Annotated in this window: 22 protein-coding genes; 7 read left to right on the forward strand and 15 right to left on the reverse strand. The window is 41.6% G+C overall.

What is annotated here, in order from left to right; all coding sequences use genetic code 11:
• Positions 1 to 215 precede the first annotated feature (215 nt).
• On the forward strand, positions 216 to 938 hold the full coding sequence (locus IEV36_RS08075; RefSeq protein ID WP_228128995.1) for an LEM-3-like GIY-YIG domain-containing protein: 723 nt from the start codon (positions 216 to 218) through the stop codon (positions 936 to 938).
• Positions 939 to 1,027: 89 nt separating this feature from the next.
• Here IEV36_RS08075 and IEV36_RS08080 read toward each other — a convergent pair whose 3' ends face one another.
• The 6 genes from IEV36_RS08080 to IEV36_RS08105 all read right to left on the reverse strand — a co-directional run bounded on the left by IEV36_RS08080 (position 1,028) and on the right by IEV36_RS08105 (position 7,823).
• Positions 1,028 to 1,429: a hypothetical protein gene (locus tag IEV36_RS08080; RefSeq protein WP_005260087.1), complete on the reverse strand. Its 402-nt coding sequence runs from the start codon at positions 1,427 to 1,429 to the stop codon at positions 1,028 to 1,030.
• A 153-nt stretch (positions 1,430 to 1,582) separates the two neighbouring features.
• A complete protein-coding gene (locus tag IEV36_RS08085) occupies positions 1,583 to 2,671 on the reverse strand; it encodes a hypothetical protein (protein WP_005260088.1) in 1,089 nt (362 codons plus the stop codon).
• Between the two features lie 1,294 nt (positions 2,672 to 3,965).
• On the reverse strand, positions 3,966 to 4,388 hold the full coding sequence (locus tag IEV36_RS08090; protein ID WP_005260089.1) for a GFA family protein: 423 nt from the start codon (positions 4,386 to 4,388) through the stop codon (positions 3,966 to 3,968).
• A gap of 7 nt (positions 4,389 to 4,395) precedes the next feature.
• A complete protein-coding gene (locus tag IEV36_RS08095; RefSeq protein WP_005260095.1) occupies positions 4,396 to 5,223 on the reverse strand; it encodes an SAM-dependent methyltransferase in 828 nt (275 codons plus the stop codon).
• A gap of 1 nt (position 5,224) precedes the next feature.
• Positions 5,225 to 6,523, reverse strand: coding sequence for an FAD-dependent oxidoreductase (locus tag IEV36_RS08100; RefSeq protein WP_004776180.1), 1,299 nt, complete (start codon positions 6,521 to 6,523; stop codon positions 5,225 to 5,227).
• Positions 6,524 to 6,956: 433 nt separating this feature from the next.
• Positions 6,957 to 7,823, reverse strand: coding sequence for a pirin family protein (locus IEV36_RS08105; protein WP_005260103.1), 867 nt, complete (start codon positions 7,821 to 7,823; stop codon positions 6,957 to 6,959).
• Positions 7,824 to 8,108: 285 nt separating this feature from the next.
• On the opposite strand from IEV36_RS08105, the gene ycaC reads away from it, so the two are divergent.
• Both ycaC and IEV36_RS08115 read left to right on the forward strand, forming a co-directional pair.
• A complete protein-coding gene (ycaC, locus tag IEV36_RS08110; protein ID WP_004776184.1) occupies positions 8,109 to 8,735 on the forward strand; it encodes an isochorismate family cysteine hydrolase YcaC in 627 nt (208 codons plus the stop codon).
• Positions 8,736 to 8,806: 71 nt separating this feature from the next.
• Positions 8,807 to 9,733, forward strand: a complete 927-nt coding sequence (locus tag IEV36_RS08115; RefSeq protein WP_005260104.1) for a LysR substrate-binding domain-containing protein — start codon at positions 8,807 to 8,809, stop codon at positions 9,731 to 9,733.
• Positions 9,734 to 9,888: 155 nt separating this feature from the next.
• Here IEV36_RS08115 and IEV36_RS08120 read toward each other — a convergent pair whose 3' ends face one another.
• Together IEV36_RS08120 and gabT are read right to left on the reverse strand one after the other, a co-directional pair.
• Positions 9,889 to 11,337 (reverse strand): NAD-dependent succinate-semialdehyde dehydrogenase, encoded by a 1,449-nt coding sequence (locus IEV36_RS08120; protein ID WP_005260105.1) that lies wholly within the window; start codon positions 11,335 to 11,337, stop codon positions 9,889 to 9,891.
• A complete protein-coding gene (gene gabT / locus IEV36_RS08125) occupies positions 11,334 to 12,626 on the reverse strand; it encodes a 4-aminobutyrate--2-oxoglutarate transaminase (RefSeq protein ID WP_005260106.1) in 1,293 nt (430 codons plus the stop codon). Before gabT ends, IEV36_RS08120 begins: the two co-directional genes overlap by 4 nt.
• 154 nt (positions 12,627 to 12,780) lie before the next feature.
• Here gabT and pdxR point away from each other — a divergent pair, with 154 nt between their 5' ends.
• Positions 12,781 to 14,280 carry a MocR-like pyridoxine biosynthesis transcription factor PdxR gene (gene pdxR, locus IEV36_RS08130; protein WP_005260107.1) on the forward strand — a complete coding sequence of 500 codons (1,500 nt, stop codon included), beginning with the start codon at positions 12,781 to 12,783 and terminating at the stop codon, positions 14,278 to 14,280.
• Between the two features lie 64 nt (positions 14,281 to 14,344).
• On the opposite strand, the gene IEV36_RS08135 is transcribed toward pdxR, so the two are convergent.
• The 4 genes from IEV36_RS08135 to IEV36_RS08150 form a co-directional block, all read right to left on the reverse strand.
• Positions 14,345 to 15,781, reverse strand: coding sequence for an amino acid permease (locus IEV36_RS08135; RefSeq protein ID WP_005260108.1), 1,437 nt, complete (start codon positions 15,779 to 15,781; stop codon positions 14,345 to 14,347).
• Between the two features lie 424 nt (positions 15,782 to 16,205).
• Positions 16,206 to 16,781 (reverse strand): single-stranded DNA-binding protein, encoded by a 576-nt coding sequence (gene ssb / locus IEV36_RS08140; protein ID WP_004776192.1) that lies wholly within the window; start codon positions 16,779 to 16,781, stop codon positions 16,206 to 16,208.
• Between the two features lie 51 nt (positions 16,782 to 16,832).
• The gene (locus IEV36_RS08145) at positions 16,833 to 18,194 is read right to left on the reverse strand and encodes an MFS transporter (protein WP_005260109.1); all 1,362 of its coding nucleotides are present in this window, start codon (positions 18,192 to 18,194) and stop codon (positions 16,833 to 16,835) included.
• Between the two features lie 158 nt (positions 18,195 to 18,352).
• The gene (locus tag IEV36_RS08150; protein ID WP_004776195.1) at positions 18,353 to 19,435 is read right to left on the reverse strand and encodes a DUF475 domain-containing protein; all 1,083 of its coding nucleotides are present in this window, start codon (positions 19,433 to 19,435) and stop codon (positions 18,353 to 18,355) included.
• Between the two features lie 172 nt (positions 19,436 to 19,607).
• Here IEV36_RS08150 and tenA point away from each other — a divergent pair, with 172 nt between their 5' ends.
• The gene (tenA, locus tag IEV36_RS08155; protein WP_005260111.1) at positions 19,608 to 20,282 is read left to right on the forward strand and encodes a thiaminase II; all 675 of its coding nucleotides are present in this window, start codon (positions 19,608 to 19,610) and stop codon (positions 20,280 to 20,282) included.
• A gap of 152 nt (positions 20,283 to 20,434) precedes the next feature.
• Here tenA and IEV36_RS08160 read toward each other — a convergent pair whose 3' ends face one another.
• From IEV36_RS08160 to IEV36_RS08170, 3 genes are all read right to left on the reverse strand, one after another.
• Positions 20,435 to 20,788, reverse strand: coding sequence for a DUF1304 domain-containing protein (locus tag IEV36_RS08160; protein ID WP_005260113.1), 354 nt, complete (start codon positions 20,786 to 20,788; stop codon positions 20,435 to 20,437).
• 69 nt (positions 20,789 to 20,857) lie between these two features.
• The gene (locus tag IEV36_RS08165; RefSeq protein WP_005260121.1) at positions 20,858 to 21,835 is read right to left on the reverse strand and encodes a zinc-binding dehydrogenase; all 978 of its coding nucleotides are present in this window, start codon (positions 21,833 to 21,835) and stop codon (positions 20,858 to 20,860) included.
• A gap of 3 nt (positions 21,836 to 21,838) precedes the next feature.
• Positions 21,839 to 22,441, reverse strand: a complete 603-nt coding sequence (locus tag IEV36_RS08170) for a TetR/AcrR family transcriptional regulator (RefSeq protein ID WP_005260122.1) — start codon at positions 22,439 to 22,441, stop codon at positions 21,839 to 21,841.
• A gap of 244 nt (positions 22,442 to 22,685) precedes the next feature.
• On the opposite strand from IEV36_RS08170, the gene uvrA reads away from it, so the two are divergent.
• Both uvrA and IEV36_RS08180 read left to right on the forward strand, forming a co-directional pair.
• A complete protein-coding gene (gene uvrA / locus IEV36_RS08175; protein ID WP_005260131.1) occupies positions 22,686 to 25,517 on the forward strand; it encodes an excinuclease ABC subunit UvrA in 2,832 nt (943 codons plus the stop codon).
• Between the two features lie 60 nt (positions 25,518 to 25,577).
• Positions 25,578 to 26,837 (forward strand): hypothetical protein, encoded by a 1,260-nt coding sequence (locus IEV36_RS08180; RefSeq protein WP_005260132.1) that lies wholly within the window; start codon positions 25,578 to 25,580, stop codon positions 26,835 to 26,837.
• Positions 26,838 to 26,894: the final 57 nt, after the last annotated feature.

Raw genomic sequence — 26,894 nt, forward strand, 5'->3', positions numbered from 1 at the left:
TGATGTAGGATTAAGGGGGAATATTTGAGGCTTTTCTGTTTATTGAGTTTTTTGTTTGTTTTCTTCGGCTTTATCTACTGGTGAGGTTGTATTTTGCTTTTTTCAATTATCTATATCAAATGGCTCCCATTGACAATACTTTCAGTTTTAGCAAAAATTAGATATATGTTTTATAAATCATATATTTAAATAAAATGAGTAGAGAGTCTTTTCGATTGGGCGTCATAGAACATTTGCAATATTATGTTTATCGTCTAATTGATCCCAGAGATGGGCAAACATTTTATATTGGTAAGGGTAAAGGAAACCGTATCTTTAGCCATATCTATGATGAGCAAATATCTCAAGATAGCAATGCTATATCGGATAAAATTCAACGTATTAGAGAAATCAAAGCTTCAGGGCTAGAAGTCCTTCACGTCATTCACCGACATGCTTTAGATGAAAAAACAGCATTTGAGGTTGAGGGAGCCCTAATTGACGCCTATTTAGGGCTAGCTAATATCCAAAATGGCTCGGGAAACAGTGAAAATGGAGTCATGCATGTTTATGAAATCAATCAAAAATATGCAGCGATTGAGGCTATTTTCGAACATAAAGTTTTATTAATATCAATTAATAAAGGAATTAAGAATAACTCAATATATGATGCAGTTAGATTTGCATGGCGAGTAAATAAAGATAGAGCTGAAAAAGCAGAGGTTATTCTTGCTGTTTCTCAGGGGATTATTCGTGGTGCTTATATCAATGCTATTTGGTTGAAAGCTACTGCTGAGAGTTTTCCAATGCATGTAATTCAAGAAAGTGATTTTAATAGATTTGGTTTTATAGCTGATGAAGCTCCTGATGATATCAAAGCTCTATATATAGGCAAAAAAATTCCGAAAGATTATGAAAGAAAAAAAGGGGATATTTCTCCTATCAAATATACTTACTAAGTCTTAATTTAATATCACAATTAACTAGTACTTACGTCAGGTCATCTATATTAAGATGACCGTGACTTTTCTTATATTTACCAGAAAGCCTATTCTTCTCTGATAGTTAAACCAGATCTTCTTAAATATTCATCTAATCGATTACCATGACTACCATTGATTATTGATGCAAACTGATACTCAAAGAATGGCACTTGCATTGTAGTCAAATCAGGAAGAGGTAAAGTCGCGCGATACCCATCAACATCAACTAACATTTTGTCATATACAGGAGATTGACCGTAATAGACTGTAAAAAAGACTCTTGTCGCATTTCGGTCTGGATGACCTACAGCCCATGGTTCATTAAATGGTGTATTTCGTTCATCACGACTACGGACAATTCTTAAATTGACATCATTTTTATACGTATATATTCCTAAATTATCGAAGTACAACCAGTCAAAAGAATCACCTTTTCTTAAAATATTTAAGATATCTTGATACGTCATATTAGCTTCCAATTGATCAAAATAAATATTTGATATGAGATTAAACTTATTTATTTGTATTTTATTACCAAACTGGAATAGTCTTTAGCATCTTAAAGGTGGTGTAGTTATGAGTTACCTACTCCACCTTTGACAGAGAAAAAATAATCACACCTAGTTATGATTATGCTCTAGTACTTTATTGATAGCATACTTAAGCCCATTCAAAGTTCTTATGCCATTAAGTACAGCAAAACGAATCGGTAACTCGTTTTCACTCTTGTATTCTTTATATGTTAAACGAATAGTAATAATTACTTTTTCGTCTTTTTCCCCGTTTATAGGATCATAAGCTTTGACAATCCCATAATAATCAGCATCTTTACCTTTAATTCCATCTTGATGAAAGCCATCTTTCCGCACATCTTGCCCTTTAGTAAGGCTCTTTCCTGCATGATTATAACCACCATCAGCTGTAATAAAAGCATGATCTAGGACATCCCCAAGCTCTTCTTTTTCAAAGTTTTCGATACAATTACGAAGATCCTTCGAAGGAATTTCGGCCATCCCACATAATTTACGTAGAGTGGTCAACGTTGTCCCCATAGCTTTTTCTGTTTCTGCATTTGGAAAAATAGATGTTAAATCTGCGCCTAAAATTAAGCTCTCATTTTTGAAGTCAAAAGCCACAAAATCAAATGCATTCATTGGATATTGAACAACTTTTGTAAGCCTTATAATTACTTCATCCTCATCATCCATAACTCTAGGAATCTTGTCATCTATTCTTTGTGACTCTTGTCGGTTTCTTTGAGATTTTAAATAAATTATTTTAAAATCATCATTATCAATGATTAAGCCTTTTTCTGGTTTATCACCCTTATATAGACTATAATCTATGTATTCTTTTTCACCCTCCTCGTATAAGTCGGTATTATTTTTTAATAAATTAAATAATTGCTCTAACTTTGAAGTAGAAAGAGTATAGAAATAAACTCTTTTGTTATGAAATTTAACATGTTTCAATAGCTCTTGATTTACGACTGTTAGAGCCGCCTGCAATTGCTTTTGCACATCACCCGAATCTAAGTTCTCAATTTTTAAAATTAAATATTTATAAGTATTTGAATTATCAAACCCTATTTGTTGAAAAAGAGCATTTATACTGCCGCACAGTGCTCCTCTTCGCTTTAACTCTTTAATTTTAAAAATGATATCTTTTCTTAAAGCATTCAACTCATCTTCTGAAAGAATTTCTGTCATGAAATAGAACTCCAATGTTAGACAGATTCTGAAAAACAGTGGATGTAATCACTTCACAAATTGGAAAACTAAAGCTCCATTGAACGTCAGTTACACTTTTTTTATTGTGCAAAAAAACGAACACATGTAAAATAGTAACCCAGATTTAAGAAGTCGGTTAGCAAAACGGCAATTTTGCTTTACCTGTTGACTACTTTTATCCACCAAACTTACTTTTGCTTGGTTAATCTAAGCTGCTTAATAAGCTGTAACTTTTATAGTTACGGCTTTTTCTCGTCTTTTAAAAGATAAACCTTACATTTTTTAATGATATATAACTCTTCAAATTAAGTCAAACATAATAAGTCACTATTTACACTGTATTGCGTTCTATGCGATTTTTATAGGTAAACATCAAAACACACCAGAAAGTACCAAAACACCCCAAAATAATGCACACAACGCAATTTATATAGTTTTCCAAAGGGTATCTGAAATTCTTTTTATTCTGGTATGAAAATTCAACTCCTCACAATTATAGCAAATACTATATGTTGTGGTAATAGCTAAAATCAGACACAAGCGACACATTTTGTCGTTCAATTTATTTAGAGATGTAATTTACGTTATACAATATTTTTTCTAATGGAAGCTGTTGACTGATTTTGACTACGGTATATGTCAGATTATTTAACTTAATAGCACTAACCTTTTTCCTACATCTAAGCAACTTGCTAGGCTATTTTGGCAGTGCACAAGCAGCGCTGTTAGCTGTAGCAAAAAGATGATGTAGGACTGTTGGGGAAAATTTAAGCTTTTTCTGTTTGTTGAATTTTTTTGTTAGGTTTCTGCACCTTTATCCACTGGTATAGTCGTGATCAGAATATTCCTATGTCAAACAGTCACGCCCAGCAAGACACGGTACTGTCTCATTCATTTCTGAAGCACTCTATTCTACTGAAGGTCCACTGCGGTACTTCATGAAAAGTACTAGTTTTCTTCAATTTTCTGGTTACGGTCCATTAATTGTATACCCTAAAAGATGTGGTCTAGTGATGGTCTATCAATCAGTATGCTTGTTATTTTTCTTAAACTTAGCATTCATCATTTTTCAGGAAGTTTTGGTCCCTATTCATCTACTCTCTTAACTTTCAATACCTTAGCAAGAATATCACGGTCTCATTGATTCTATTGAATTTCTTATCAATCCATAAGCCCAATCCATTGTTTTTATTTACAAATACATAGGTATTTTTTCGTACTTGTAATTAGTAGGTCCACAGTTCGAATCCGTGTGCCGGCACCATTTCTCTCTTTATTCTCTTTTCTTCCCCATCATTTTCTCAAAATGCGAAATATTCGGATTTAACAGATCCCATTCATTTGCATGACTCACAAAACATTCTGCTTGCGGTTGATACAAATTTGGATCATCCAGTGTTCCTGCACGTATTGAAATCATCTCAGGTACCAGTTCTGGCAAACCAAACATTTGCGAACCACAGTTCGGACAAAAAGCACGGCGGATCGGCTTACCCGATAACCCAAAAGATTCAAAATATTTGAGTTCACCTTCAATTTTCAATTCAGATTGATGAAAGAAGGCAATCGGGGCATAGGCACTACCAGTGGCCTTCTGACAGTCACGACAATGACAATTAAAACGATAACGCGGCGCAACCTCTGCCTGATAGCTCACTGCACCACAGAGACATGAACCTTTATATTGATTTGGCATATTCTTCTCACTTTTTTACTGCACTGACTTGAATATAACGCACCCATCCATCTTGGTAGAGTTTTCGGCACAACTTGGCAGTCATTTCGATTTTAAACTGGGCAAAATTAAAACTGTGCTTTTCAGCTTTTCGCGACGCAATATATTCAGCAAAACCATTCAATACTGGTTCAGAAAAATCCTGAATTTCTATCGCATCAAAACCATATTGTTCTAAAGTCTGTTCAAGCTGCTGCTGGCCCATTAAATTTTGCCAATTCACATCTGCACTTTTTAATAAGTAATGATATTTCTGTTTTTGTAGATAAGTGCAATTCTGCCAATTCTCTGACCACATCAGTGTATGAAAAGCGATTCGGCCTTTTGAATTTAAAACTGGGGAAACTGAATTAAGAAATGAATTCAAATCGCTGTGGTAAGCCGCATCTATACACAGCACGGCATCAAATGAATTTAAAAGTTGCAGGGCTTTTAAATTCAAAAAATTTTCACAATGAATTTGAATTTCAGGTAAGTATTCTTGAATGTGTTTGACACAATGAGGCTGAAGTTCAACCGCGCTGAGTTGCTGAATTTGATAATGCTGGCGCCAGTGCAATAGGCTTGCACCTTGTCCACAGCCAAGATCTAAAACACGATCTGTTGATTTGAGTTGTAGGGAAGTAGCGATCTGATCAGCCAGACTTTGGCAAGCCAGCGGATAGTCATGATGCTGTCCTTGCCAATATCCTAAATTGCTCCAAGCAAGCGCTGAGTCATCTCCGAGATGCTGTGCATCAATGGCATATTTATGCCCGATGACTTTTTCAATCAGTGCCTGCTTGAGGGAGGTCATATTAATAACCGAGTTCTGGTGCGACCTTCACTTTTGGTTTTAGCCCAACAAATGGTAACGGCGCACCCAAAATTTCAGAAATGTGCATCGCTGAGGTCACCGCTGATTCTAAAATTGGCAAACCATCACATGACCATGAACCACAATAAAAGACTTTACGATTCTGGTCTAAATGACGTTGCTGAATTTGCTTGTTCAATGCAACTGTTTCTGAATCCACCACGGCACGGGTCAATTTCACCTTGGAAATAATTTTTTTCGGATCAATATCAATCACTGGACACCAAGTCTGGAACACCGCATTTTTACCCACCAAGCTTGGCTCAATCGAGTTAATCCACACGGTAAACTGTTGACGGGTAAATTTACGATCCATCATATAGCTGAGTACAGCCCAGTCCTTACGACGTTGCGGCATCACGATCGGATCGGTATGAATCACCAGATCACCTTCTTCAAAACGGAATTTTTTCAGTAAGGCAATATCTTCAGCAAACTGCGGCTGTTTCAGGAATCCTTCAATCGCTGGCGTTGGAGTAGCAATGACCACACGATCAAATAACTGATGCTCACCCTGATCATTTTCAACCAGTACTTTATCGCCCTGTTCTTCCACTTTCTTCACAGGAGAACCGCTATGGATTTCAATACCATCAATCAGGCGACTCACCAGCGCTGGAGTACCGCCTTTCATACGCAATAGGGCTTCGCCTTCGGTCAATTGACGAATAAATTCCAATAACGGTTTCGCAGGCCATTCACCAATGGTCTTTGGATGGCAGGTACAAATCGTATATAGCACAGGCATGACCGTACCATGCCAGAACACTTCCTCAATATGATATTGATTCATGAATTCGGCTAAAGTGATGTCCTGATTGTCTGATTTAAAGAATTGATGCACGGCAGTTTTAAGTTGCAACATGCCCTTAACCAGACGCCAGCCATATTGCTGAATGCCTTTGCGGTTATTAATAATCGGGAAATTACCAATCCGGCTACGTGAAGTCGTCAGCCAGGTATCTGTTCTATCTTCAAACAGCCAACTGCAAGCCATAAATGTGCGTACAGGGAAAGTTTCAATCCCTAAATAACTGGCCAGACTGAGCGTGTTTTGCCACAGCTTTGGATTCATGACACGCAAAGGTGCATCAATGATGCCACCATCAAAGTCAATACTATGACTATCCATGCCTCGACCTGCGAGGGCTTCGAATATCGTTACTTTATGTCCTGCATCATGTAGGATTCTGGCTGAGGCAAGTCCTGCCATTCCACTGCCGATAATTGCAATATCCAAAATTATGTCCCATCAGTTGATGATTTTTCTTGATTATGACTGATAGTTCGCCTAAACACGGTATTAAAAAATACCAGATTCAGCATTTCAGCCCGTGTTTTGTTGAATTTTATTGTTCATTTATTGTTACATTTTATCACAATTCTACTTTTTAACTTAACCCAATGAAAAGATTCAAAATATTACCTTTTAGGCCACAAAAATATACAGAACATTCTTTATTTTTTCATTTTCAGTGCTTTAGGGGCTTTGCAACGCTCAAATTTAGCGCTATTCTTTTTGTATAAGAACGAGAACGAAGTCACATAATAAGCTGAATAACTATAAGTGACAATAAATTAAAAAAATCAATAGAGGACCCTTACAACGAAGGCCGATCACGCTTCAAAGCGTGATCGGCCTTCTTATATAACACATTGATTTAATTAAGCAATCAAGCTTCCATTTGACCAAATTTACCACTATTAAAATCACGAACGGCTTCTACAATTTCCGCTTGGCTATTCATGACAAAAGGTCCATACCCTTCAATCGGTTCATTCAGTGGCTGGCCAGTCAGGATCAAGAATTTACTGTCTTGTTCAGCCTTGAGACTGAAGTCAATTTCCTCTCGACTGAGTACCACCAAACTTGGCGCTTCAATGCTTTGATTACCATTTAAAGTCAACTGACCAGAGAGCAGAACCAGTAAGGTGGTATGCCCTTCAGTCACATAAAAGCTATGTTCCTGATCTTTCACCAGCGTACCATCCCAAACATTGACTGGGCTAAAGGTCGTCGCAGCCCCTTCAATATCCTGATATTGACCAGCGATCACACGCATTTCACTGCCTGCATCATCCAATGCAATGTGCTGGATTTGATCAGCTTCAATTGCCTGATACTTTGCGGGTGTCATTTTTGAATGTGCAGGCAAATTGACCCAAAGCTGTACCATTTCAAATAGGCCACCTTGATGTGCAAATTCAGGTGAATGAAATTCCTGATGCAGAATCCCGCCACCTGCGGTCATCCATTGCACATCTCCAGCTTTGATGGTTCCACCACCGCCGCTTGAGTCTTTATGAGTCACTTCACCTTGATAAGCGATAGTGACCGTTTCAAAACCACGATGTGGATGTGAACCTACACCATGCTTGGCCGTGGTTGGGTCAAAGCGATAAGGCGCAGCATAATCCAATAACAAAAATGGACTGAGGCTTTGGCCTAAACGGTCATATGAGAACAGGTTATATACTGGGAAACCATCACCAACCCAGTGCATGTGTTTGTTCTGATACACACCAAGAATTTTCTTCATTTGGTTTCTCCTATAGTGTAAAAACACTGCTGTTGAGATTCATTTTACGCCTCAACAATCGCTGCTTATAGCATCGGATTCGCAACACATTATTCTATATATAGGACAATTTTCTTATAAAAATAGATATCAGTTCACAATCAAAATAATCATCCTATTTTTGATATGGTTTATCTCATTTTTTGAACTTTTTCGACTGGCAAAATTTGACTAGGATTATTTCAGCACATCACAAAAAGAGCTGATCTTTTTATTCTACTTTTACAACAATCTGAGGATACAACCATGACTAAAGACTATATTCGCTTAGACAAAGACAATGCTGCGGTACTGTTAGTGGATCACCAAACTGGCCTACTTTCATTGGTTCGGGACATCGATCCAGATAAATTTAAAAATAATGTACTGGCGCTGGCAGATGCTGCAAAGTATTTTAATTTACCTACCATTTTAACCACCAGTTTTGAAAATGGTCCTAATGGCCCGTTGGTGCCTGAACTCAAAGAAATGTTCCCAGATGCACCTTATATTGCTCGCCCTGGACAAATCAATGCATGGGACAATGAAGACTTTGTCAAAGCGATCAAAGCCACAGGTAAAAAACAGTTGATTATCGCAGGCGTTGTCACTGAGGTTTGTGTCGCTTTCCCTGCTCTTTCGGCCTTGGCTGAAGGCTTTGAGGTCTTTGTGATTACAGATGCTTCAGGAACATTCAATGCACTCACCCGCGATGCCGCGTGGGACCGCATGTCGCAGGCAGGTGCGCAACTGATGACATGGTTTGGTATGGCCTGCGAACTACATCGTGACTGGCGTAATGATATTGAAGGTTTAGGTGCCTTGTTCTCTAATCATATTCCAGACTATCGTAATTTAATGAACAGCTACGCTCAGAATACAGCTCAAAAATAAAGCTTCACTACATCAGATTAGAATAGTTGATGCTATTCTAATCTTTTCATATTGATTGGAACGTACTGGCCTTGATCAACTCATTTGACGACTTTCATTATTTTTATCTGGTGGTCAAACATGGCGGCTTTAGTGCTGCCAGCGAAGCTGAAAATATCAGTAAGTCCAAGCTGAGCCGTCGTATCATTGAGCTGGAAAATAAATTTAATGTCAGCCTGATCCAGCGAACGACGCGCCACTTTAAAGTGACCGAGCTGGGACAGGAATTTTATGAAGAATGTTGCAAAGTGATTGCACAAGTTGAATGTGCTGAAAATATCTTGCTCAAACAAAAAAATGAACCACAAGGACTGGTCAAGATCAGTTGCCCTCAATTGATGATGCATTTTCAAATCCGGAAATTACTGAATCAGTTTCTCAAAACCTACCCTAAAGTCGAGATTTCTTTAGAGCTGACCAGCCGTCGTGTTGATATTCTTCATGATGATATTGATATCGCGATTCGCACCAGTTTTGAACCCAATCAGGATTCTAGCCTCATCGTTCGCGATGTGATCCGGACTGAGCATTGTTTAGTGGCAGCGCCCGAGTTACTCCAAGGTCATACAATTGAGCATTACTCAGACTTACAATATTATCCGAGTGTAGCCTTAGGCATCCAAAAGCATCAATATTACTGGCACTTATGTCATGTTGACAGTGATGAAACGGTGGATGTGCCATATCAACCGCGGGTTAAAAGTAACGATCTGGCAGGTGTCTATTATGTGGTCAGTGATGGGCTTGGAATCGCGGATCTGCCCTATCTGACCGTACAAGCCGACATTGAAAAAGGCAAACTGATTCATTTACTGCCAGAATGGAAATCCAATCGTGGTACGGTTCAATTGGTCTACGCCTCGCGTAAGGGCCAACGTCTCGTGGTGGAAAAACTGATTGAAAGCTTAATGTCGGGTCTACGTGAATTGGCAAAAACTGACAGTGGCTATTCTTTATAAGTCGATCGGAACAAAATATTTTTGATTCTTCACGGCCCCTGTCCCAGCAAATTAAAATGTAGATGATAATGAAATACGAAAAAAGCCAGTCATGAATGGGCATGACTGGCTTTTTATCAAACTTTTGCCGTGTAGGACATAAAATTTTTTATGTCTTATTCGGATAAATCTACACAGAGATATTTCATTTCGACATATTCTTCTATGCCGAATTTTGAACCTTCACGGCCTAAGCCAGACTGTTTAACACCACCAAATGGCGCAACTTCATTTGAAATAGCTCCAGTGTTGATGCCAACCATGCCATATTCCAGTTCTTCACCCACTCGCCATTGACGAGCTGTACTTTGGGTAAATAGATAAGCCGCTAAACCAAACTCGGTATCGTTCGCCATTGCCACCGCTTCATCTTCGGTTTTAAAACGGAATAAAGGAGCAAGTGGACCAAAGGTTTCTTCTTTCGACACCTTCATGTCTTGGGTGACGCCCGTCAACACGGTCGGTTCAAAGAATGTTCCACCCAAAGCTGAACGCTGTCCACCAATCCGTACCGTCGCCCCTTTCGAAGTCGCATCGGCAATATGAGACTGGACTTTAGCAATCGCATCTTCATCAATCAATGGCCCTTGGGTTGAACCATCCTGACGCCCATCTCCAACTTTCAGTTTGGATACGGCTTCAACTAAACGTTCCGCCAACGCATCGTAAATGCCATCTTGTACATAAATACGGTTAGCACACACGCAAGTTTGTCCGCTATTGCGGTATTTGCTGGCCATAATGCCCTGCACCGCCTGTTCAAGATTGGCATCATCAAACACCAGTACAGGTGCATTACCACCTAATTCAAGCGAGAGCTTTTTAATGCTTGGCGCACATTGTTGCATCAAGATACGACCCACTTGCGTTGAGCCTGTAAAACTGAGCTTACGGACAATATCGCTTTCACATAAGGTCTTGCCGACCTCAACTGCATCACCACTGATATTGATCAGCACATCAGCAGGTAAGCCTGCCTGTAAAGCCAATACTTCAAGTGCATACGCGGTTAATGGCGTCTGTTCCGCAGGTTTGACCAGCATGGTACAGCCCGCAGCAATCGCAGGTGCTGCCTTACGGGTAATCATCGCGGCTGGGAAATTCCACGGCGTAATTGCAGCCGTTACCCCAATCGCTTGTTTAATCACAAGTAAGCGCTGATGGGGCTGGGTTGAGGTTAACACTTCACCATCAATACGGCGTGCCTGCTCGGCAAACCAGCGAATAAAGGAGGCTGCATAGGTAATTTCACCACGTGCTTCTGCCAGTGGTTTACCTTGTTCAGCCGTTAAAATCTGCGCCAGATTTTCTTTATGCTCGAGCATCAGGTTGTACCACGCCAACAACACATCCGCACGGAACAGCGCAGTTTGCTTTTTCCATGCCGCCTGTGCTTGAGCAGAACGCTGAATCGCAGCGTCCACAGCCGCACGGTCATAGGTTTTGACCCAAGCCAAGGTATCGCCAGTTGCTGCATCATTAACTTCAATATAATCACTTGATGCAGGCTGATTAAATGCAATATCTGGGTGTTTTAAAAGATACTGCAAATTGTTTTGAATCATGCAGGTTGCTCCATTGCTGTTACGCGATTTGTATTCAATGCGACAAAACCTTGTTTCAAGATTTCTAGACCTTGACGGAATTGTTCAGCGGGAATCGTTAATGGATATAGGAAACGAATAACGTTACCGTATTTACCGCAAGTTAGGAGTAACAAACCGTTTTCCATTGCATAGTTTTGTACAGCTTTTGCTTGCTCAGCTGTTTCCAGCTCAACCGCCACCATCGATCCGAGTGCACGAATATCGGTAACCACATCACCCGATTCCGGCTGAATATTTTTAAGTACAGCAACCAATTCAGCACCCAGTTCATTGGCACGTTCGCACAGCTTTTCTTGTTCAATCGCATCAATCACGGCATGGGCTGCCGCAACCGCAATCGGGTTGCCTGCATAGGTTCCACCGAGACCGCCTGGGTTTGGTGCATCCATGACTTCGGCACGTCCAACCACACCAGAAATTGGGAAACCACCACCTAGGCTTTTCGCCATCGTGATCAGATCGGCTTTGGTTTCAAAATGATTCATGGCAAACAGTTTGCCTGTACGTGCAAAACCAGTTTGTACTTCATCGGCCACCAGTAAAATACCATGCTTGTCACATAAGGCACGTAAACGCTTTAAAAACTCGGCAGGCACCACATTGAAACCGCCTTCACCTTGTACTGGCTCTAGAACAATCGCCGCCACGTCATGCGGTGCAATGTCTTCACTGAAAATATCTTCAACACTGGCAATGGCTGCATCGACGCTAATGCCTTTGGCTGGCACAGGGTAACGGGCATGAAACACACCTGCTGGCATCACCCCAAAATCGCGTTTGTATGGTGCTGTTTTACCTGTCATTGCCATGGTCATGAATGAACGACCGTGGAAACCATTACCAAAAGTAATAATGCCATGACGGCCTGTATATGAACGTGCAATTTTCACGGCATTCTCAACCGCTTCGGCACCCGTGGTAAAGAAAGCAGACTTGGCTGCACCCGCAATCGGTGCGCGTTCATTAATCCGTTCAGCCAAAGCCACATAACTTTCGTAAGGGGTCACCTGATAAGCGGTATGAGTAAACTTGCTGAGTTGCTCAGTCACTGCGGCAATCACCTTGGGATGACGATGACCTGTATTTAGAACCGCAATACCACCTGCAAAATCGATAAACGCATTGCCATCCTTGTCCCAAATTGTTGCATTTTCTGCTTTTGCTGCATACCACTGGCACATTACGCCCACACCACGCGGTGTTGCTTGCTGTTTACGTGTGTTAAGTGCAGAATGTTGATCGTTCATTTAATTCCCTCATATTTTCATCATCAATTACAGTGTTGCCCGACATCCAGCTCGGTTTTTTTCAGGATGTTTTACAAGGACTGTCTATACCTGTAATTTCGCGCGTATGAAGGCCAGTGACGAGAGCCACTTTTAAATTGAAGGAGAGAGCCAATTGCGTAGTTTACTTGGAGATCATTTATTACAACGTCTCCAACAGGACATGGAAGGAAAACTACATCAGCGCTTATTTCGCTGTTTACGCGGGGCCATTATCGAAGGTGTAATCCAGCCCAAAACGCGTTTACCCGCTTCACGTGATTTAGCCAGTGAAATTCATGTCTCCCGTAATACGGTGCTTTCAGCCTATGAGCAACTTCAGGCCGAAGGCTATCTTGAGGCACGTACAGGTCATGGCACCTGGGTGGCAGAACATCTTCCCGAAGCCTTTTTAAATACCAAGACAAATAAAAAACAAGCGCCGATTGCTCAGCAACAAACCTCGTTTGTGTTGTCACAACGAGGTTCAAGTTTATTGGGCTATGCCGCGGCCTCTCCGCATCAATGGGGGGCTTTTGTCCCTGGTGCGCCCGATGTAACAGAGTTTCCACATCATATTTTCAGCCGTATTCAAGCTCGACTCAGCCGTGAACCCGATATTAACCGACTGATTTATAGCAGTGCGGGTGGTTGTATTGAACTGCGCAGTGCCTTGGCAGACTATTTACGTGTTGCCCGTTCAGTCCACTGCGATGCTGACCAGATTATTATTACCGAAGGCATCCATCAGGCGATTGATCTGGTCTCACGAGCGCTGAGTGATATCGGGGATCGTGTCTGGATTGAAGACCCTGCATATTGGGGCATGCGGAATACCTTAAGGATCAATGGACTGGATATTCAACCCATGCCTGTCGATGCCGAAGGAATTATTCCAGAGGAACAGCCTGCACAACCACCTAAACTGATTTTTGTGACACCCTCACATCAATATCCGCTCGGTTCGCATTTAAGTCTAGACAGAAGAAAACAGTTGATCCAGATCGCGCGTCAGCATCACAGCTGGATTGTTGAAGATGATTATGACAGTGAATTCCGCTTCTCAGGACAGCCTTATCCTTCCCTGCAAGGTCTGGAAAATGATGCACCTGTGATTTACATGGGCACTTTTAGTAAAACCATTTATCCCTCATTACGCATCGGTTATGTGGTGGTGCCTAAACCGCTATTTTCACCTTTACGGATTGTGGCGGCAGAATTATATCGGGGTGGACATCTGCTTGAGCAAAAAGCCCTCGCTGAATTTATTCGTGAAGGCCATTATGAAGCACATATCCGTCGCATGCGTTTGCTCTATGGCAAACGACGTGATTACTTGGTCAGCCTGATTAATCGATATTTGGGGACAGAATTTTTGCATGAATATGATGAAGCAGCAGGCTTGCATCTGGTGCTCAAACTTCCTGCCCAATGCGATGATGTTGCCGTTGCAGCCACCGCCCTAGAACGTGGCGTCAAGGTGCGCGCACTGTCACAATATTATATGCACTCCCATGCTCATGCACAGCGTGGACTGTTGATGGGCTTTGCCTGTGTCAATGAAAAAGACATGGTGATGGCCTTTGGTGTGTTATTACAATGTCTACGCGAAACAGGTGTGGCGACATTGTCTTAAATAAAAAAATAGAGAATCTCAATCATGAGATTCTCTATGGATTTAAACTATCGTTCATGCATGTTTAGATCGATTGTTTTTCCTGTATCAGGGCATTTTTCCCGACTTTCCCCTTATCCAATTTCTGTACTAGCACCCCCACCAATACAATCGCTAAGGCCAGCATTGAAGTATAGGTCACTTCCTTAAAATAAGTCCCTTCAATCAGCATCACTATCAGTGATCCAATAATAATGAATATCACGGCATAGGTAATCCATGGGAAAAACCACATTTTAAAGTCGATATGCTTGCCTTCACGTTCGTATTTTTTACGCATTCGCAACTGGGAACAAGCAATCGCCAAATACACATATAAAGCAACCGTGCCTGTCGCCATCATCAGTACGTCATAAACATTCATACTTTCTGTAGCAGTTAAATAGACGGCAACAACAGCAAACAAACTGGAAAATAACACTCCAATCCACGGACTGCCCTGACGATTGGTCACCGCCAGACATTTTGGTGCATCACCACGTTTGGACAATGAAAATAACATACGCGAACAGGTGTACAGTGCCGAGTTAAAGCAGCTACAAACAGAGGTTAGCACCACGAAATTCACAATATGACGTGCTTCAGGAATGCCAAGTGCTGTCAGGGTAACGCTATACGTTCCCCACGTCGGATCTTTTAATAAAGGGTTGTCATGTGGAATCAAACAGACCGTAATCAACATTGATCCAACATAGAATAATAAAATACGCCAGACCACAGAATTCGACGCTTTGCGAATTTCTTTTTCAGGACTTTTGGCTTCCGCAGCAGCCACCGTGACAATTTCAGCACCGACATAGGCAAACATCACACCCAATAAAGCGGTAATGACTGGCGCGATACCATTAGGCATAAATTCTTGTTGAAATAAGCCTCCTGAACTCGCCGTCTGTGCAATCTCACCCCACGGCCATAGATGTAAAATGGCTAAACTGCCAATCACCAAAAAGATAATAATGGCAACAACCTTGATCAGGGCAAACCAGAATTCAAATTCCCCATAGCTTTTGACGTCTTTTAGATTGACCCAGATCAAGGACACAATCACAAGTAACATGTAGCCCCAGATCGGAATAAAAGGAAACCAGCTATGCAGAATCTTCCCTGCCACATAGGCTTCCCATCCCATCAACAATGTCCAGAAACACCAGTACAGCCAGCCAATTGAGAAACCTGCCCAACGTCCGATGGCACGATCCGCATAAGTCGAGAATGAACCACTATCAGGATTCAGCACTGCCATTTCACCAAGCATGCGCATAATGAACAGAACCAGCAGCCCGCCTAAGGCATAAGCCAGAATAACAGCTGGGCCCGCGGAGTAAATAACGTTACCCGAACCAACGAATAAGGCACCACCAATCACACCTGCAATGGAGATCATGGTTAGATGGCGCGACTTCAATCCACTTTGTAAACCTTGCGGCCGATTGGCCTCAGAACAGTCTGGATGTGCTGCCATATTATTTTCCTTAATCTAAGGAGAATATCCCCACCTCAGAACAGTGCATTCTGAAATAAAAAATACCCTCAAAAAATTTAGTCGTTTTGTTCATCATCCATTCATGGATATTTATATGACTAAACCGACGCTTCCGTATGCATACGTCCAATACACTTAATTTGTCGGTTCGACAGCAAAGAAACGAGAGCCATTTTTATAATAAAAGAGAGGGCCAATTGCAGGATTTACTATCAACATTGCACATTTTCAAATCGGATGTTTAAGCGTGCTATTTAATTTGGTTTTTAGAATCAAATGATTGAAATCATCTCAAGAGGGATGCTACGAAGCGGGTTATAAGGATGTCTGGTGCTGGCAATTATCCAATAAAAAAGCGAGGTATAACCGAAGTTATCCTCGCTTTTGAGCGTCTGATTTGGGCTTAGAACGGTAAGTCGTCATCTAAGTCCGCAGGTGCTGCAGCTGGTTGCGGTGCTGCTTTTGGTGTATTAAAACCATTCCCTGCTTGAGGGCTACCCGCATAATTGCCTTGGTTGCCGCCGTTAAAGCCGCCATTCTGGTTGTTATTATTGTTATAACCCGTGTTTTGGTAGCCGCCGCCTTGATTATTATTGTTGTTAAAGCGTGGTTGATTAAAATCGCCACCGCTTTGCTCACCTTGCTGACGCGTATCAAGCATTTGCATCTGGTCGCCACGGATTTCAGTGCTATAACGTTCCTGACCATTTTGGTCTGTCCATTGACGTGTACGCAATGAACCTTCGATATAAACTTTTGAGCCTTTACGTAGATATTGTTGAGCAATTTCCCCTAAACGGTTATGCAACACGATACGATGCCATTCCGTTTGCTCTTTACGTTCACCCGTACTTTTGTCCATCCACGACTCACTCGTTGCGATCGAGAATTGAGTGAGAGAACCTCCATTCGGGAAGGTTTTTGTTTCTGGATCTCGTCCTAAAGTACCTACTAAAATAACTTTATTCACACCACGCATTAGCTGTCTTCATCCTATATATTTATATGTTTCACTTTATAAGAGTTATGATCAAATGGCTACCTCTTTGCCAATCAAGTGCGTTAAATCTTGTCGCCCAGCATCATCTATGCACTGTTTATCGACTTTAATATAAGCAACTTGTTGTTCAGGCATCACCACGACTTCTTCAATACCACGAATTGCCAAAAGTTTTGAAGTCCATTCGTCAGTTTGTACCGTCTGAGGTAAAGGCAATACAATTGAGGATAGATATCTTGGCTGTGCCAATCCAAAACTAATCAGCAGCCATATTATAGCAATCCCCGTCAACACACTCCACCCGAGCGCAGTATTCTGCATCATCAAAAGTTGCCCGCCCAAGGTACCACCAAAGAAAGCGCCGAGGAACTGGCTACTGGCATTCACCCCCATCGCAGTCGCTTTTGACTGGATCGGCGCGGCCTTAGACAACCATGATGGCAATAATGCTTCCATCACGTTAAATGCAATAAAGAATAGACCCAATCCAGCCAGTAATACGTATTTTGATTCATAGCCAAAAATCAGGATCAGTAAGCCACCGATAATCCCTGCAATGGCAGTGAGAAAAATCCCCCGCATCTTGCGATATTTTTCTGCAATGATAATGCTTGGAAAAGCAAAGAACAGACTGATCACCAAGAGCGGCAAATAGACTAAACCATGCTTTGCCAATGGAATTCCTGCATATTCAATGAGCTGTGAAGGCACATAGATAAACATCGCAGTCAGCAATAAATGCAGTGCAAAGACAGAGACATGTAGACGATTTAACTCGCCCATCTGGATGACTTGTTTCAGCTGATTCAGATAACCTTGCTGATAATTTCGATGGTGTCGCGTGACTTTAGGTACAAGCAATAGCATTGCTATGGCTGCCAAGCCCATAATCGTGGTCACAAAGAATAGACCAGAAATACCAACCAGACTGGTAAGCCACGGCCCCAAACTGAAAGCCACCACAAAAGACATTCCAATACTCATGCCCATAGCAGCCATGGCTTTGGTACGTTGTTCTTCTCGTGTGACATCTGCCAGTAATGCCATCACCACCGCTGAAACTGCACCTGCACCTGCAATGGCACGACCAATAATCACGCCATAAATGGTGTCCGATAAACCTGCAATTGCCCCACCGATTGCAAACAGCAACAGTCCAAGCACCACCAGAGGCTTACGACTAAAACGGTCTGCCAGTAAGCTAAATGGAATCTGTAAAATTGCCTGTGTTAAGCCATATACCCCGACCGCAAGACCAATTAAGGCTGGCGTCGCATATTGATAGGATTGTCCTGCCACTGAAAAGACAGGAATAATCATGAACAAGCCCAACATGCGTAAGGCAAAAATGCTACTTAAGGCAAAGGTTGAACGGCGTTCTAAAGCATTCATTGTTGATAAGACACTATAACTGGCTCAGCGAATTATAAGCCATTCGCTTGCAAAGGTTGTAAGTTAGATCATGAAAATCACAATCTTTCTTCAGGGAAAAAATAAAGGAGCGACATTCGCTCCTTTACTTAACATAGCTGTTCAAGCTGAAAACAAGCTTAAGAGGCCTGATGTTCCCGCTTGCTGTACTGTATCGAGGCAATCACCGCCCAGACAATAAAGGCCACACCGATCAAGCCAGTCACGATTTCAGGTACGTGCAAGCCAGTACCGCTAGCGATCATGATAAATGCCAAAGCACCAATCGCATAATGCGCGCCATGTTCAAGGAAGATATAAGCATCCAATGTGCCTTTCTCTACCAGATAAATCGTCATCGAACGGACAAAGATCGCACCAATCGCAAGGCCTAGCATGATGATCACGACATCGCTGGTAATCGCGAAGGCACCAATCACACCATCAAAACTGAATGATGCATCAAGTACTTCGAGGTAAAGAAAACCACCAAAACCCGCTTTCACTACACCTGTCGCTGCGCCATTTGAGTCATGAGTCACGGCATTACCATTTTCATCAATTTCAGGTTCACCACCCAGCAAATGACTCAAAACTTGTACACCGATATACACCACGATGCCCCAGATACCCGCCATAGTCACGGCCAAACGAGATGATTCTTCTACGTTTGCAGCCATAATAATCATCGCGATCAATGCAAGGAAAACCGACATTGCAGGTACGCTAGCCAAATGCGCCAGTTTTGCTTCTAACCATTTAAACCAATGGGTTTCTTTGCCATCATCAAAGAAGAAGTTCAGGAATACCAGCAATAAGAACGTTCCACCAAAGGCTGCAATTTCAGCATGATGCTCCATTAAACGTTCTGAATAGGTTTTTGGATCATTTAAGGCCAATTTTGCAACTTCGATCATGCCCATATCTGCCGTCACGGCAACGATCACTACAGGGAAAATCAAACGCATACCAAATACGGCAATCAGGATACCAACGGTTAAGAAAATCATCTTCCAGAAATGATCCCAGCCACGTAGAACCGAGGCATTTACAACCGCATTATCAAACGATAAAGAGACTTCCATTACCGCCAGAATCGCAGTAATCGTCAAGGCTTTGAGCATGGTGGCTACGCCTGCTTCAGGCCCGTGCGTATAGCCCCAGTAGGCCGATAGTGCAAGACACACGACCGTAAAGAAAATTGAGAAACGAAAATGCTTCATGAGCAGCCTTTTATTCAAATAGTCGGGTTATAAAAATGTGTCTATTGTAGGCGAGTTTGAGTTGAAATAGACAAAAGATTGTTGCACTTATTTTGAAGAAAATTTTATCTTCAGCAGACTCTGCTATAGTGCTGGCAGGTTTATTTATCGTGTTTTTTAATAGGTTCAATCCATGACGTTTTCTCAAGATGTTTGGCAACGTAATCAAGACTTATATCAAAAAATATTAGCATTGCCTTTTAATCAAGAACTTGCAGCAGGGACATTAGATCGTGAAGTCTTTTGTCACTATGTCATTCAAGATGCACATTACCTACTAGCCTATGGTCGTGCACTGGCTGTGGCTGCGGCAAAAGCCTATGAAGCCGATGATGTGATCCAGTTTTCTGAAGCAGCAAAAATCGCCATTATTGTAGAACGCAGTTTGCATAATGATTTTATGCAAGAATTTGATGTGAGCAAAACCGAGTTTGAGAGTACGCCGCTTACTCTTGCTTGCCATCATTACACTTCTTTCCTCACTGCCACAGCATGGTCAGAAAGCTATCCTGTTATTTTGGCTGCCTTGCTGCCATGTTTCTGGATTTATGCCGAAGTGGGCAAAGACATTATCAACCAATCTGTTGAAAATAATCCGTATCAGGCATGGATTGATACCTATGCAGGTGAGGAATTTAATACCGCAGTACGTAACGTGATTGCAACTGTAGATAAAGTGGCTGCACGTTGTGATGAGGATACCTTAGCGAAAATGCATGCCGCCTATACTATGGGTGCAAAACTGGAATGGTTATTCTGGGATAGCGCCTATCAGCAACGTCAATGGCTAGGTCTGGATCAGGCTTAAACCCCTTCACCTGCACTTTTCTCTAGACATAAAAAAGCCCCAATTAAGGGGCTTAGTCGTATATCGTATCGTCCGATATACTGTATGAGGCTCATCTCAAACTGGGCGCATTAAAACATAAATCCGTCCAGCTGCCTACTTATATCTCTCGACTAAAAAACATTCACCACAATTAAAGCAATCAATGCTGGCACAGCCTGAATGTAAATAATCTTCTTGCTGGCAGTCAAACCACCATAGATTCCAGCGATCAGCACACAACCCAAAAAGAAATTGGCAATCGCGATAGCATAACTTGCAGGCGCCAGTAATGACCAGAATAAACCTGCTGCAAGAAAACCATTATACAGCCCCTGATTTTGTGCCAACACTTTGGTGAGCTGTGCTTTTTCCAGACTATTGCCAAAGGCTTTTAAACCATAAGGTTTGTCCCACAAAAACATTTCCAGCACAAGAATATAGACGTGTAATAAGGCAATGAGCCCAATCAATAACGATCCAATCATCTGATTATCCTTTTTATAATGACGACATAGCGAATGAACCAGCCTCACGGCTGGCAGTATTGATTTAACTTAGGGCTTCAACAAGACTTTACCTTGACGAGCGCCCTGGGTTGCCTTGAGTGCAGCAGTTTTGATTTCGTCAAAGCTAAAGACACCTTCAACAGGTAGAACCAATTTCTTTTGCGCTGCCAGTGTCAGAAGTTCTACAAATAATGCCTTTTTACGCTCTGCTGGCATTTCTTTACTCACCACGCTTGCCCAGAAACCTTTTACCGTCGCCTGTTTAAAAATCAGGTCACCCGATGAAATCTGCATGGTTTCGCCTGTCATGCTACCAAATGAAACCAATAGGCTATTTTCACTGAGTAGATTCAACATTTCACCACTGGCACTACCACCAATAGAATCCACTCCTGCAATTAATGCTTGATCTGCATGGATGTTTTTAACTTGCTGTTTCCAATCGTCCTGATCCGTCGCCACCACGTGCTGGATGCCGAGTGCCTGCATTTCTGCAATCGCATCAGTACGGCGAACCAGATTAATAACTTGTAACCCACGTGCTTGAGCAATCATTGCCACGGTTTTACCAACCGCACCATTTGCTGTGTTCTGAATTAACCATTGACCCGGCTGTACATTCACAAAATCCAGTAGCATCAAGGCGCTGATTGGCATGCCGATCAATTGAGCTGCTGTTTCATTATCAATCGCATCATTTAAGGGAATAATGCCGTGTGCAGGTGCAATAAAATATTCTGCCCAACTGCCATGTACACCAGCAACCGCAACACGTTGGCCTAATTTACTTTCATCAACACCTTCACCTACCGCATCAACAATCCCCACCGCTTCGCTCCCCCCAATGGCAGGGAGTGTTGGCTTATAGCCATAGCTACCACGCACAGTCCAGACATCATGGTTATGCATAGGAGACATGATGGTTTTAATACGAACTTCACCTGCTTTCGGTTCAGGCTGTGGCATTTCTGCCTGCTGTAATACGTCTACAGGTTCACCAAAACTTTGATGGATAATACTTTGCATGGTTTATTCCTTGGTCGGTTGTAACAGCTGTTGTGTTGTTTCTAAAGCTAAATGTAGCGGCGCTTTGTCTTGAGCTAACTTGGTCATCAGGGCCGCACCCAGCCATAATTGATACATCACCTGCGCTGTTTTAAATGGGTCAAGATGTAGTGGAATGGAGCCTTGTTGTTGCCCTTCTTGCAGTAACAGTGCCACTCGCTGTGTCAGTCGATGGACACCGAGATTGAGAATCTCACGCATGTCCTCAGATAAATCTGCAACCTCTGCACCTAATTTCACAATCAGACAATTCTCCGCCCAACTGCCATACACAGGATCATCAATCCATGCCTGCCATAAAGCCATCAGGCGCGCATGGGCATTTGGTTCAGTCTGTTGCCAAAGTTGCTCTACCCGAACTTTATAGTCCGCCATGTACTGTTCTAGTAAGGCACAGCCAAAGGCTTCCTTAGAAGCAAAATAATGGTAGAACGACCCTTTCGGGACATCACAGGTCTTGAGAATTTCTTGCAAGCCGACCCCAACAAAACCTTTACGTAATACCAGTTCAAAGCTGGTATCAAGAATGTGTTGTCGAGTCGCTTCACTTTTCGTTGATCGTTTCATAAACACACTATAAATTAATATTAGACCAGTCGTCTAGTAATTTATGTATTTTTATTCTCTCTCTGTTTATCAGTAGTAATCTGCGACATTGAATGCTAAAAATACAAGGCATATTGCATAAGACAAATGTGAACCAGTTCATTAACCGTCACAATTTGTCGTTTTAAATATTTTTATACCACTTGAACAATTTTAAATCGTTATCATATACATGTTTTCATGTTCAGCTTATTGAGATGTATTTATGAGTCAAAGTCATATCCGTATTCGAGGCGCACGTACTCATAATTTAAAAAATGTGTCACTCGATATCCCACGTGACAAGTTTGTGGTGATTACGGGACTTTCTGGCTCAGGAAAATCATCCTTGGCCTTTGATACCTTGTATGCCGAAGGCCAGCGCCGTTATGTCGAATCACTGTCGGCTTATGCGCGCCAATTCCTGTCACAAATGGAAAAACCAGAAGTTGATTCGATTGAAGGCTTATCGCCTGCGATTGCGATTGAACAAAAATCAACGAGTCATAACCCACGTTCGACCGTCGGTACCATTACTGAAATTTACGACTATTTGCGTTTGCTTTATGCACGCGTGGGTACACCGTATTGCCCTGAACATGATTTGCCTATGGTGGCACAAACCATTTCAGAAATGGTCGATGCCGTTAAAAGTCTGGAAGAAGGCACTGCTTTGATGTTGCTTGCACCTGTGGTGCGTGAGCGTAAAGGTGAATACACCCAACTGTTTGAACAGTTACAAGGCCAAGGTTTTGTTCGTGCTCGTGTCGATGGTGAAATCATTGATATTGATACCCCACCTGAACTGGACAAAAAGAAAAAACATACCATTGAAGTGGTGGTCGATCGTTTTAAAGTGCGTGACGATCTCGGTAACCGTATTGCAGAATCGTTTGAAACCGCATTACGTCTAGGCGGTGATATTGCGGTTTTATCATGGATGAATGGCGAACATCCTGAACGCGTGTTTTCGGCAAAACATTCTTGTCCAGAATGTGACCGCGCCGTAGCTGAACTTGAACCACGTCTATTTTCATTCAACAACCCATTCGGTGCCTGCCCTGTCTGTGATGGTTTGGGCACGCGTAGCCATTTCAGTTCAGATAAACTGATTCCAAATCCTGAAATCTCAATCAGCCAAGGTGCAATTCGTGGTTGGGACAGGCAGCGCCCGTATTACTACACCATGTTGCAAAAAGTCGCGGATCATTTCGGTATTGATCTGGATGAGCCTTGGAATAAACTCGATAAAGATACGCAAAAGAAATTCCTGCAAGGCACAGGCAAAGAGAAAATCGACCTCAGTTATATTGATGAGCGTGGTCGTAAGCACAGTCGTGTGCAAGCCTTTGAAGGGATTTTGCCGCATCTGGAACGTCGCTACCGTGAAACTGAATCGAATTATGTCCGTGATGATCTGGCACAATACCTGTCGAATGCAGCATGTGATGCTTGCGGCGGTTCACGTTTGAATGAAATTTCTCGTCACGTGCGTGTCAAAGACAAAACCATTGCACAAATTACCAAGATGTCGATTGGTGATGCGGAAAATTATTATCAAGACCTGAATCTTGAAGGTGCTAAAGGTGAAATCGCCGATAAAATCTTTAAAGAGATTCGTGAGCGTTTACACTTTCTGGTCAGTGTTGGCCTGAATTATCTCAGTTTGGCACGTTCAGCCGAAACCCTTTCAGGTGGTGAAGCACAACGTATTCGTCTGGCTTCTCAGATCGGTGCAGGTTTAATGGGCGTGATGTATGTGCTGGATGAACCTTCGATTGGTTTACATCAACGTGATAATGATCGCTTATTACAAACCCTGATTCGCTTGCGTGATCTCGGCAATACCGTGCTTGTAGTTGAGCATGATGAAGATGCCATCCGTGCTGCTGACCATATTATTGATATCGGACCAGGTGCGGGTATTCATGGTGGCGCCGTGATTGCGGAAGGAACTTATGATGAATTGGCCAATCATGCCGACTCGCTTACAGGTCAATATCTGTCAGGTAAATTGAAGATTGAAGTACCAAAACAACGTACCCAATCTCCTCGCCCTGATGAAGTGATCAAACTCTCTGGTGCAAGCGGACACAACTTACAGAACGTTGATCTGACCATTCCATTGGGTATCATGACCTGTGTGACTGGGGTATCTGGTTCTGGTAAATCAACGCTGATCAATCGTACCTTGTTGCCTTTGGCTGCGACTCAACTGAATGGCGCAACAACACTGACTGCTGAAAAATTTGACTCGATTGATGGTTTACAACATTTGGATAAAGTGGTTGATATTGACCAGAGTCCTATTGGTCGTACCCCACGTTCAAACCCTGCAACTTATACTGGTTTATTCACCCCGATTCGTGAATTGTTTGCACAAACACCTGAAGCCAAAGCACGTGGTTATAGCGCAGGTCGTTTCTCATTTAACGTGAAAGGCGGTCGCTGTGAAGCGTGTGAAGGCGACGGCATGATCAAAGTCGCAATGCACTTCCTGCCTGATATGTATGTGCCTTGTGACGCTTGTCATGGCAAGCGTTACAACCGTGAGACTTTAGAAGTCGGTTATAAAGGCAAGAATATTTCTGATGTCTTGGAAATGACGGTGGAAGATGCAGCGGAGTTCTTTAGTGCCATTCCTGTAATTCATCGTCGTTTAGATACTTTAACTCAAGTCGGTCTTGGCTATATCCGTTTAGGACAAGCAGCGACCACCCTTTCAGGTGGTGAAGCACAACGTGTGAAACTGGCACGTGAGTTGGCAAAGCGCGATACGGGTCGAACCTTATATATCTTGGATGAACCGACTACAGGTCTGCATTTCCATGATATTGCCAAGTTACTCGACATTTTGTATGAGCTACGCAATAAGGGTAACACCATCGTTGTGATTGAGCATAATCTGGATGTGATCAAGACTGCTGACTGGGTAATTGATTTAGGCCCTGAAGGTGGTTCTGGTGGTGGTCAAATCATTGCCGAAGGCACACCTGAACAAGTGGCTCAAGTTGAGATTTCACATACAGGTCGCTTCTTAAAGCCGATGTTGAAATAAAATCCAATTTCTTGTAATTTCATGATAAAAGGGTGATACATTCACCCTTTTATCATTTTTATGCCAAAAAAAATCAAAGATAATCAGTCTATCAAGACATTAGTTGACTTACTAAAAGTAGGTCAAGTAAGTTTTAAAGTATTAGATAAACTTCCTGCTATTTATAAACTCAATCCAAGAATTAAATCATTGAAAGAAAATTTTTTAGAAATTCAAGATATGAGTAGTATTTTAGACTTACCAGACCAATTTAATGAACTCTTTGCCACGAATGGTTGGATTTGTCAAAACGATTTAAACCAAAATATTTTAGAAGAAGCTGTAAAACTCGGCTTAGAAAACAAAATTGATGAAGCTAAAAAAATTTTAATAGATTCAATTGATGAGATTTTTATAGATCGAATATTAATAAAGTGTCAAAGCCGTGAACATTTTAAATTAAGAGTAGATCTGCTTACGTTATTAAAAACAGATTATTTGGAAGAGAGATACCATGCATGTATTCCTCTATTATTAGCTCTTATAGATGGTCTAGCCAATGATATTTCAAAACATATAGGCTTCTTTACTGAAAAAGCTGAATTTGAGCTCTTTGATAGTATTACAGCACATTCTAGTGGACTGCCATTTCTTAAAATGATCATGAACTCATCACGTAGAACTACATGTAGTGAAAAAATCACTATTCCCTATCGCAATGGTATTTTGCATGGTCGAGACTTAAATTTTGCCAATAAAGAAGTCGCTTCTAAATGCTGGTGGGTATTAGCTGCTCTTATAGATTGGGCAGACGAAAAAAGTATTAAAAAACAAAAAAAAGAAGAACCATTCTTAGAAATATTACAAAGATATAGCGAAACTATTAAACTTCACCAAAGGATTGATTCATGGCAAAAACGCCCTATTCAAAGCTTATCTTTTTGGCAAAAACAGACAATTGAAACGCTAGAGAACAATAGCCCTGAATATAGATTATTAGAATTCTTACAGTTATGGAAAAATAAGCAATGGGGTAAAATCACTCCTATCTTATTTCATACTCTAGGTCTGCATCATGGAAAAGAAACAAAAAAAATTGTAAATGACTATTCTACTATTCAAGTATTAGATTTTTATATTATGGATTCTAAGGATCAGAATCCCTCAAGTACTATTATTAAAACCTATCTTCATTATATAAAAAATGGAACGAATTTTAATAAAGAAGTCTTGATATCTCTAAATTATGCCACTCAAGCTACTGGTTTGCCTGAGCTGAGAAATGAACCAAATGGGAAATGGTTTATTTTACAAAATGCACTAAGCGACATCTTGTTCTAAATAACACCTTTCATAGCAAACATTAGTGAATAAAATTAATAGAAGTTTGTAAATTCT

This window comes from Acinetobacter vivianii, from assembly GCF_014635885.1.
Taxonomy (GTDB): domain Bacteria; phylum Pseudomonadota; class Gammaproteobacteria; order Pseudomonadales; family Moraxellaceae; genus Acinetobacter; species Acinetobacter vivianii.

What these genes read in the sequence shown, in the direction of transcription:
- gabT (WP_005260106.1), bottom strand. Translation starts at nt 12,626, where the DNA reads ATGAACGATCAACATTCTGCACTTAACACACGTAAACAGCAAGCAACA.
- IEV36_RS08080 (WP_005260087.1), bottom strand. Translation starts at nt 1,429, where the DNA reads ATGACGTATCAAGATATCTTAAATATTTTAAGAAAAGGTGATTCTTTT.
- IEV36_RS08090 (WP_005260089.1), bottom strand. Translation starts at nt 4,388, where the DNA reads ATGCCAAATCAATATAAAGGTTCATGTCTCTGTGGTGCAGTGAGCTAT.
- IEV36_RS08170 (WP_005260122.1), bottom strand. Translation starts at nt 22,441, where the DNA reads ATGAAACGATCAACGAAAAGTGAAGCGACTCGACAACACATTCTTGAT.
- ycaC (WP_004776184.1), top strand. Translation starts at nt 8,109, where the DNA reads ATGACTAAAGACTATATTCGCTTAGACAAAGACAATGCTGCGGTACTG.
- IEV36_RS08095 (WP_005260095.1), bottom strand. Translation starts at nt 5,223, where the DNA reads ATGACCTCCCTCAAGCAGGCACTGATTGAAAAAGTCATCGGGCATAAA.
- IEV36_RS08085 (WP_005260088.1), bottom strand. Translation starts at nt 2,671, where the DNA reads ATGACAGAAATTCTTTCAGAAGATGAGTTGAATGCTTTAAGAAAAGAT.
- IEV36_RS08120 (WP_005260105.1), bottom strand. Translation starts at nt 11,337, where the DNA reads ATGATTCAAAACAATTTGCAGTATCTTTTAAAACACCCAGATATTGCA.
- IEV36_RS08135 (WP_005260108.1), bottom strand. Translation starts at nt 15,781, where the DNA reads ATGGCAGCACATCCAGACTGTTCTGAGGCCAATCGGCCGCAAGGTTTA.
- IEV36_RS08165 (WP_005260121.1), bottom strand. Translation starts at nt 21,835, where the DNA reads ATGCAAAGTATTATCCATCAAAGTTTTGGTGAACCTGTAGACGTATTA.
- IEV36_RS08180 (WP_005260132.1), top strand. Translation starts at nt 25,578, where the DNA reads ATGCCAAAAAAAATCAAAGATAATCAGTCTATCAAGACATTAGTTGAC.
- ssb (WP_004776192.1), bottom strand. Translation starts at nt 16,781, where the DNA reads ATGCGTGGTGTGAATAAAGTTATTTTAGTAGGTACTTTAGGACGAGAT.
- IEV36_RS08160 (WP_005260113.1), bottom strand. Translation starts at nt 20,788, where the DNA reads ATGATTGGATCGTTATTGATTGGGCTCATTGCCTTATTACACGTCTAT.
- uvrA (WP_005260131.1), top strand. Translation starts at nt 22,686, where the DNA reads ATGAGTCAAAGTCATATCCGTATTCGAGGCGCACGTACTCATAATTTA.
- IEV36_RS08145 (WP_005260109.1), bottom strand. Translation starts at nt 18,194, where the DNA reads ATGAATGCTTTAGAACGCCGTTCAACCTTTGCCTTAAGTAGCATTTTT.
- IEV36_RS08105 (WP_005260103.1), bottom strand. Translation starts at nt 7,823, where the DNA reads ATGAAGAAAATTCTTGGTGTGTATCAGAACAAACACATGCACTGGGTT.
- tenA (WP_005260111.1), top strand. Translation starts at nt 19,608, where the DNA reads ATGACGTTTTCTCAAGATGTTTGGCAACGTAATCAAGACTTATATCAA.
- IEV36_RS08150 (WP_004776195.1), bottom strand. Translation starts at nt 19,435, where the DNA reads ATGAAGCATTTTCGTTTCTCAATTTTCTTTACGGTCGTGTGTCTTGCA.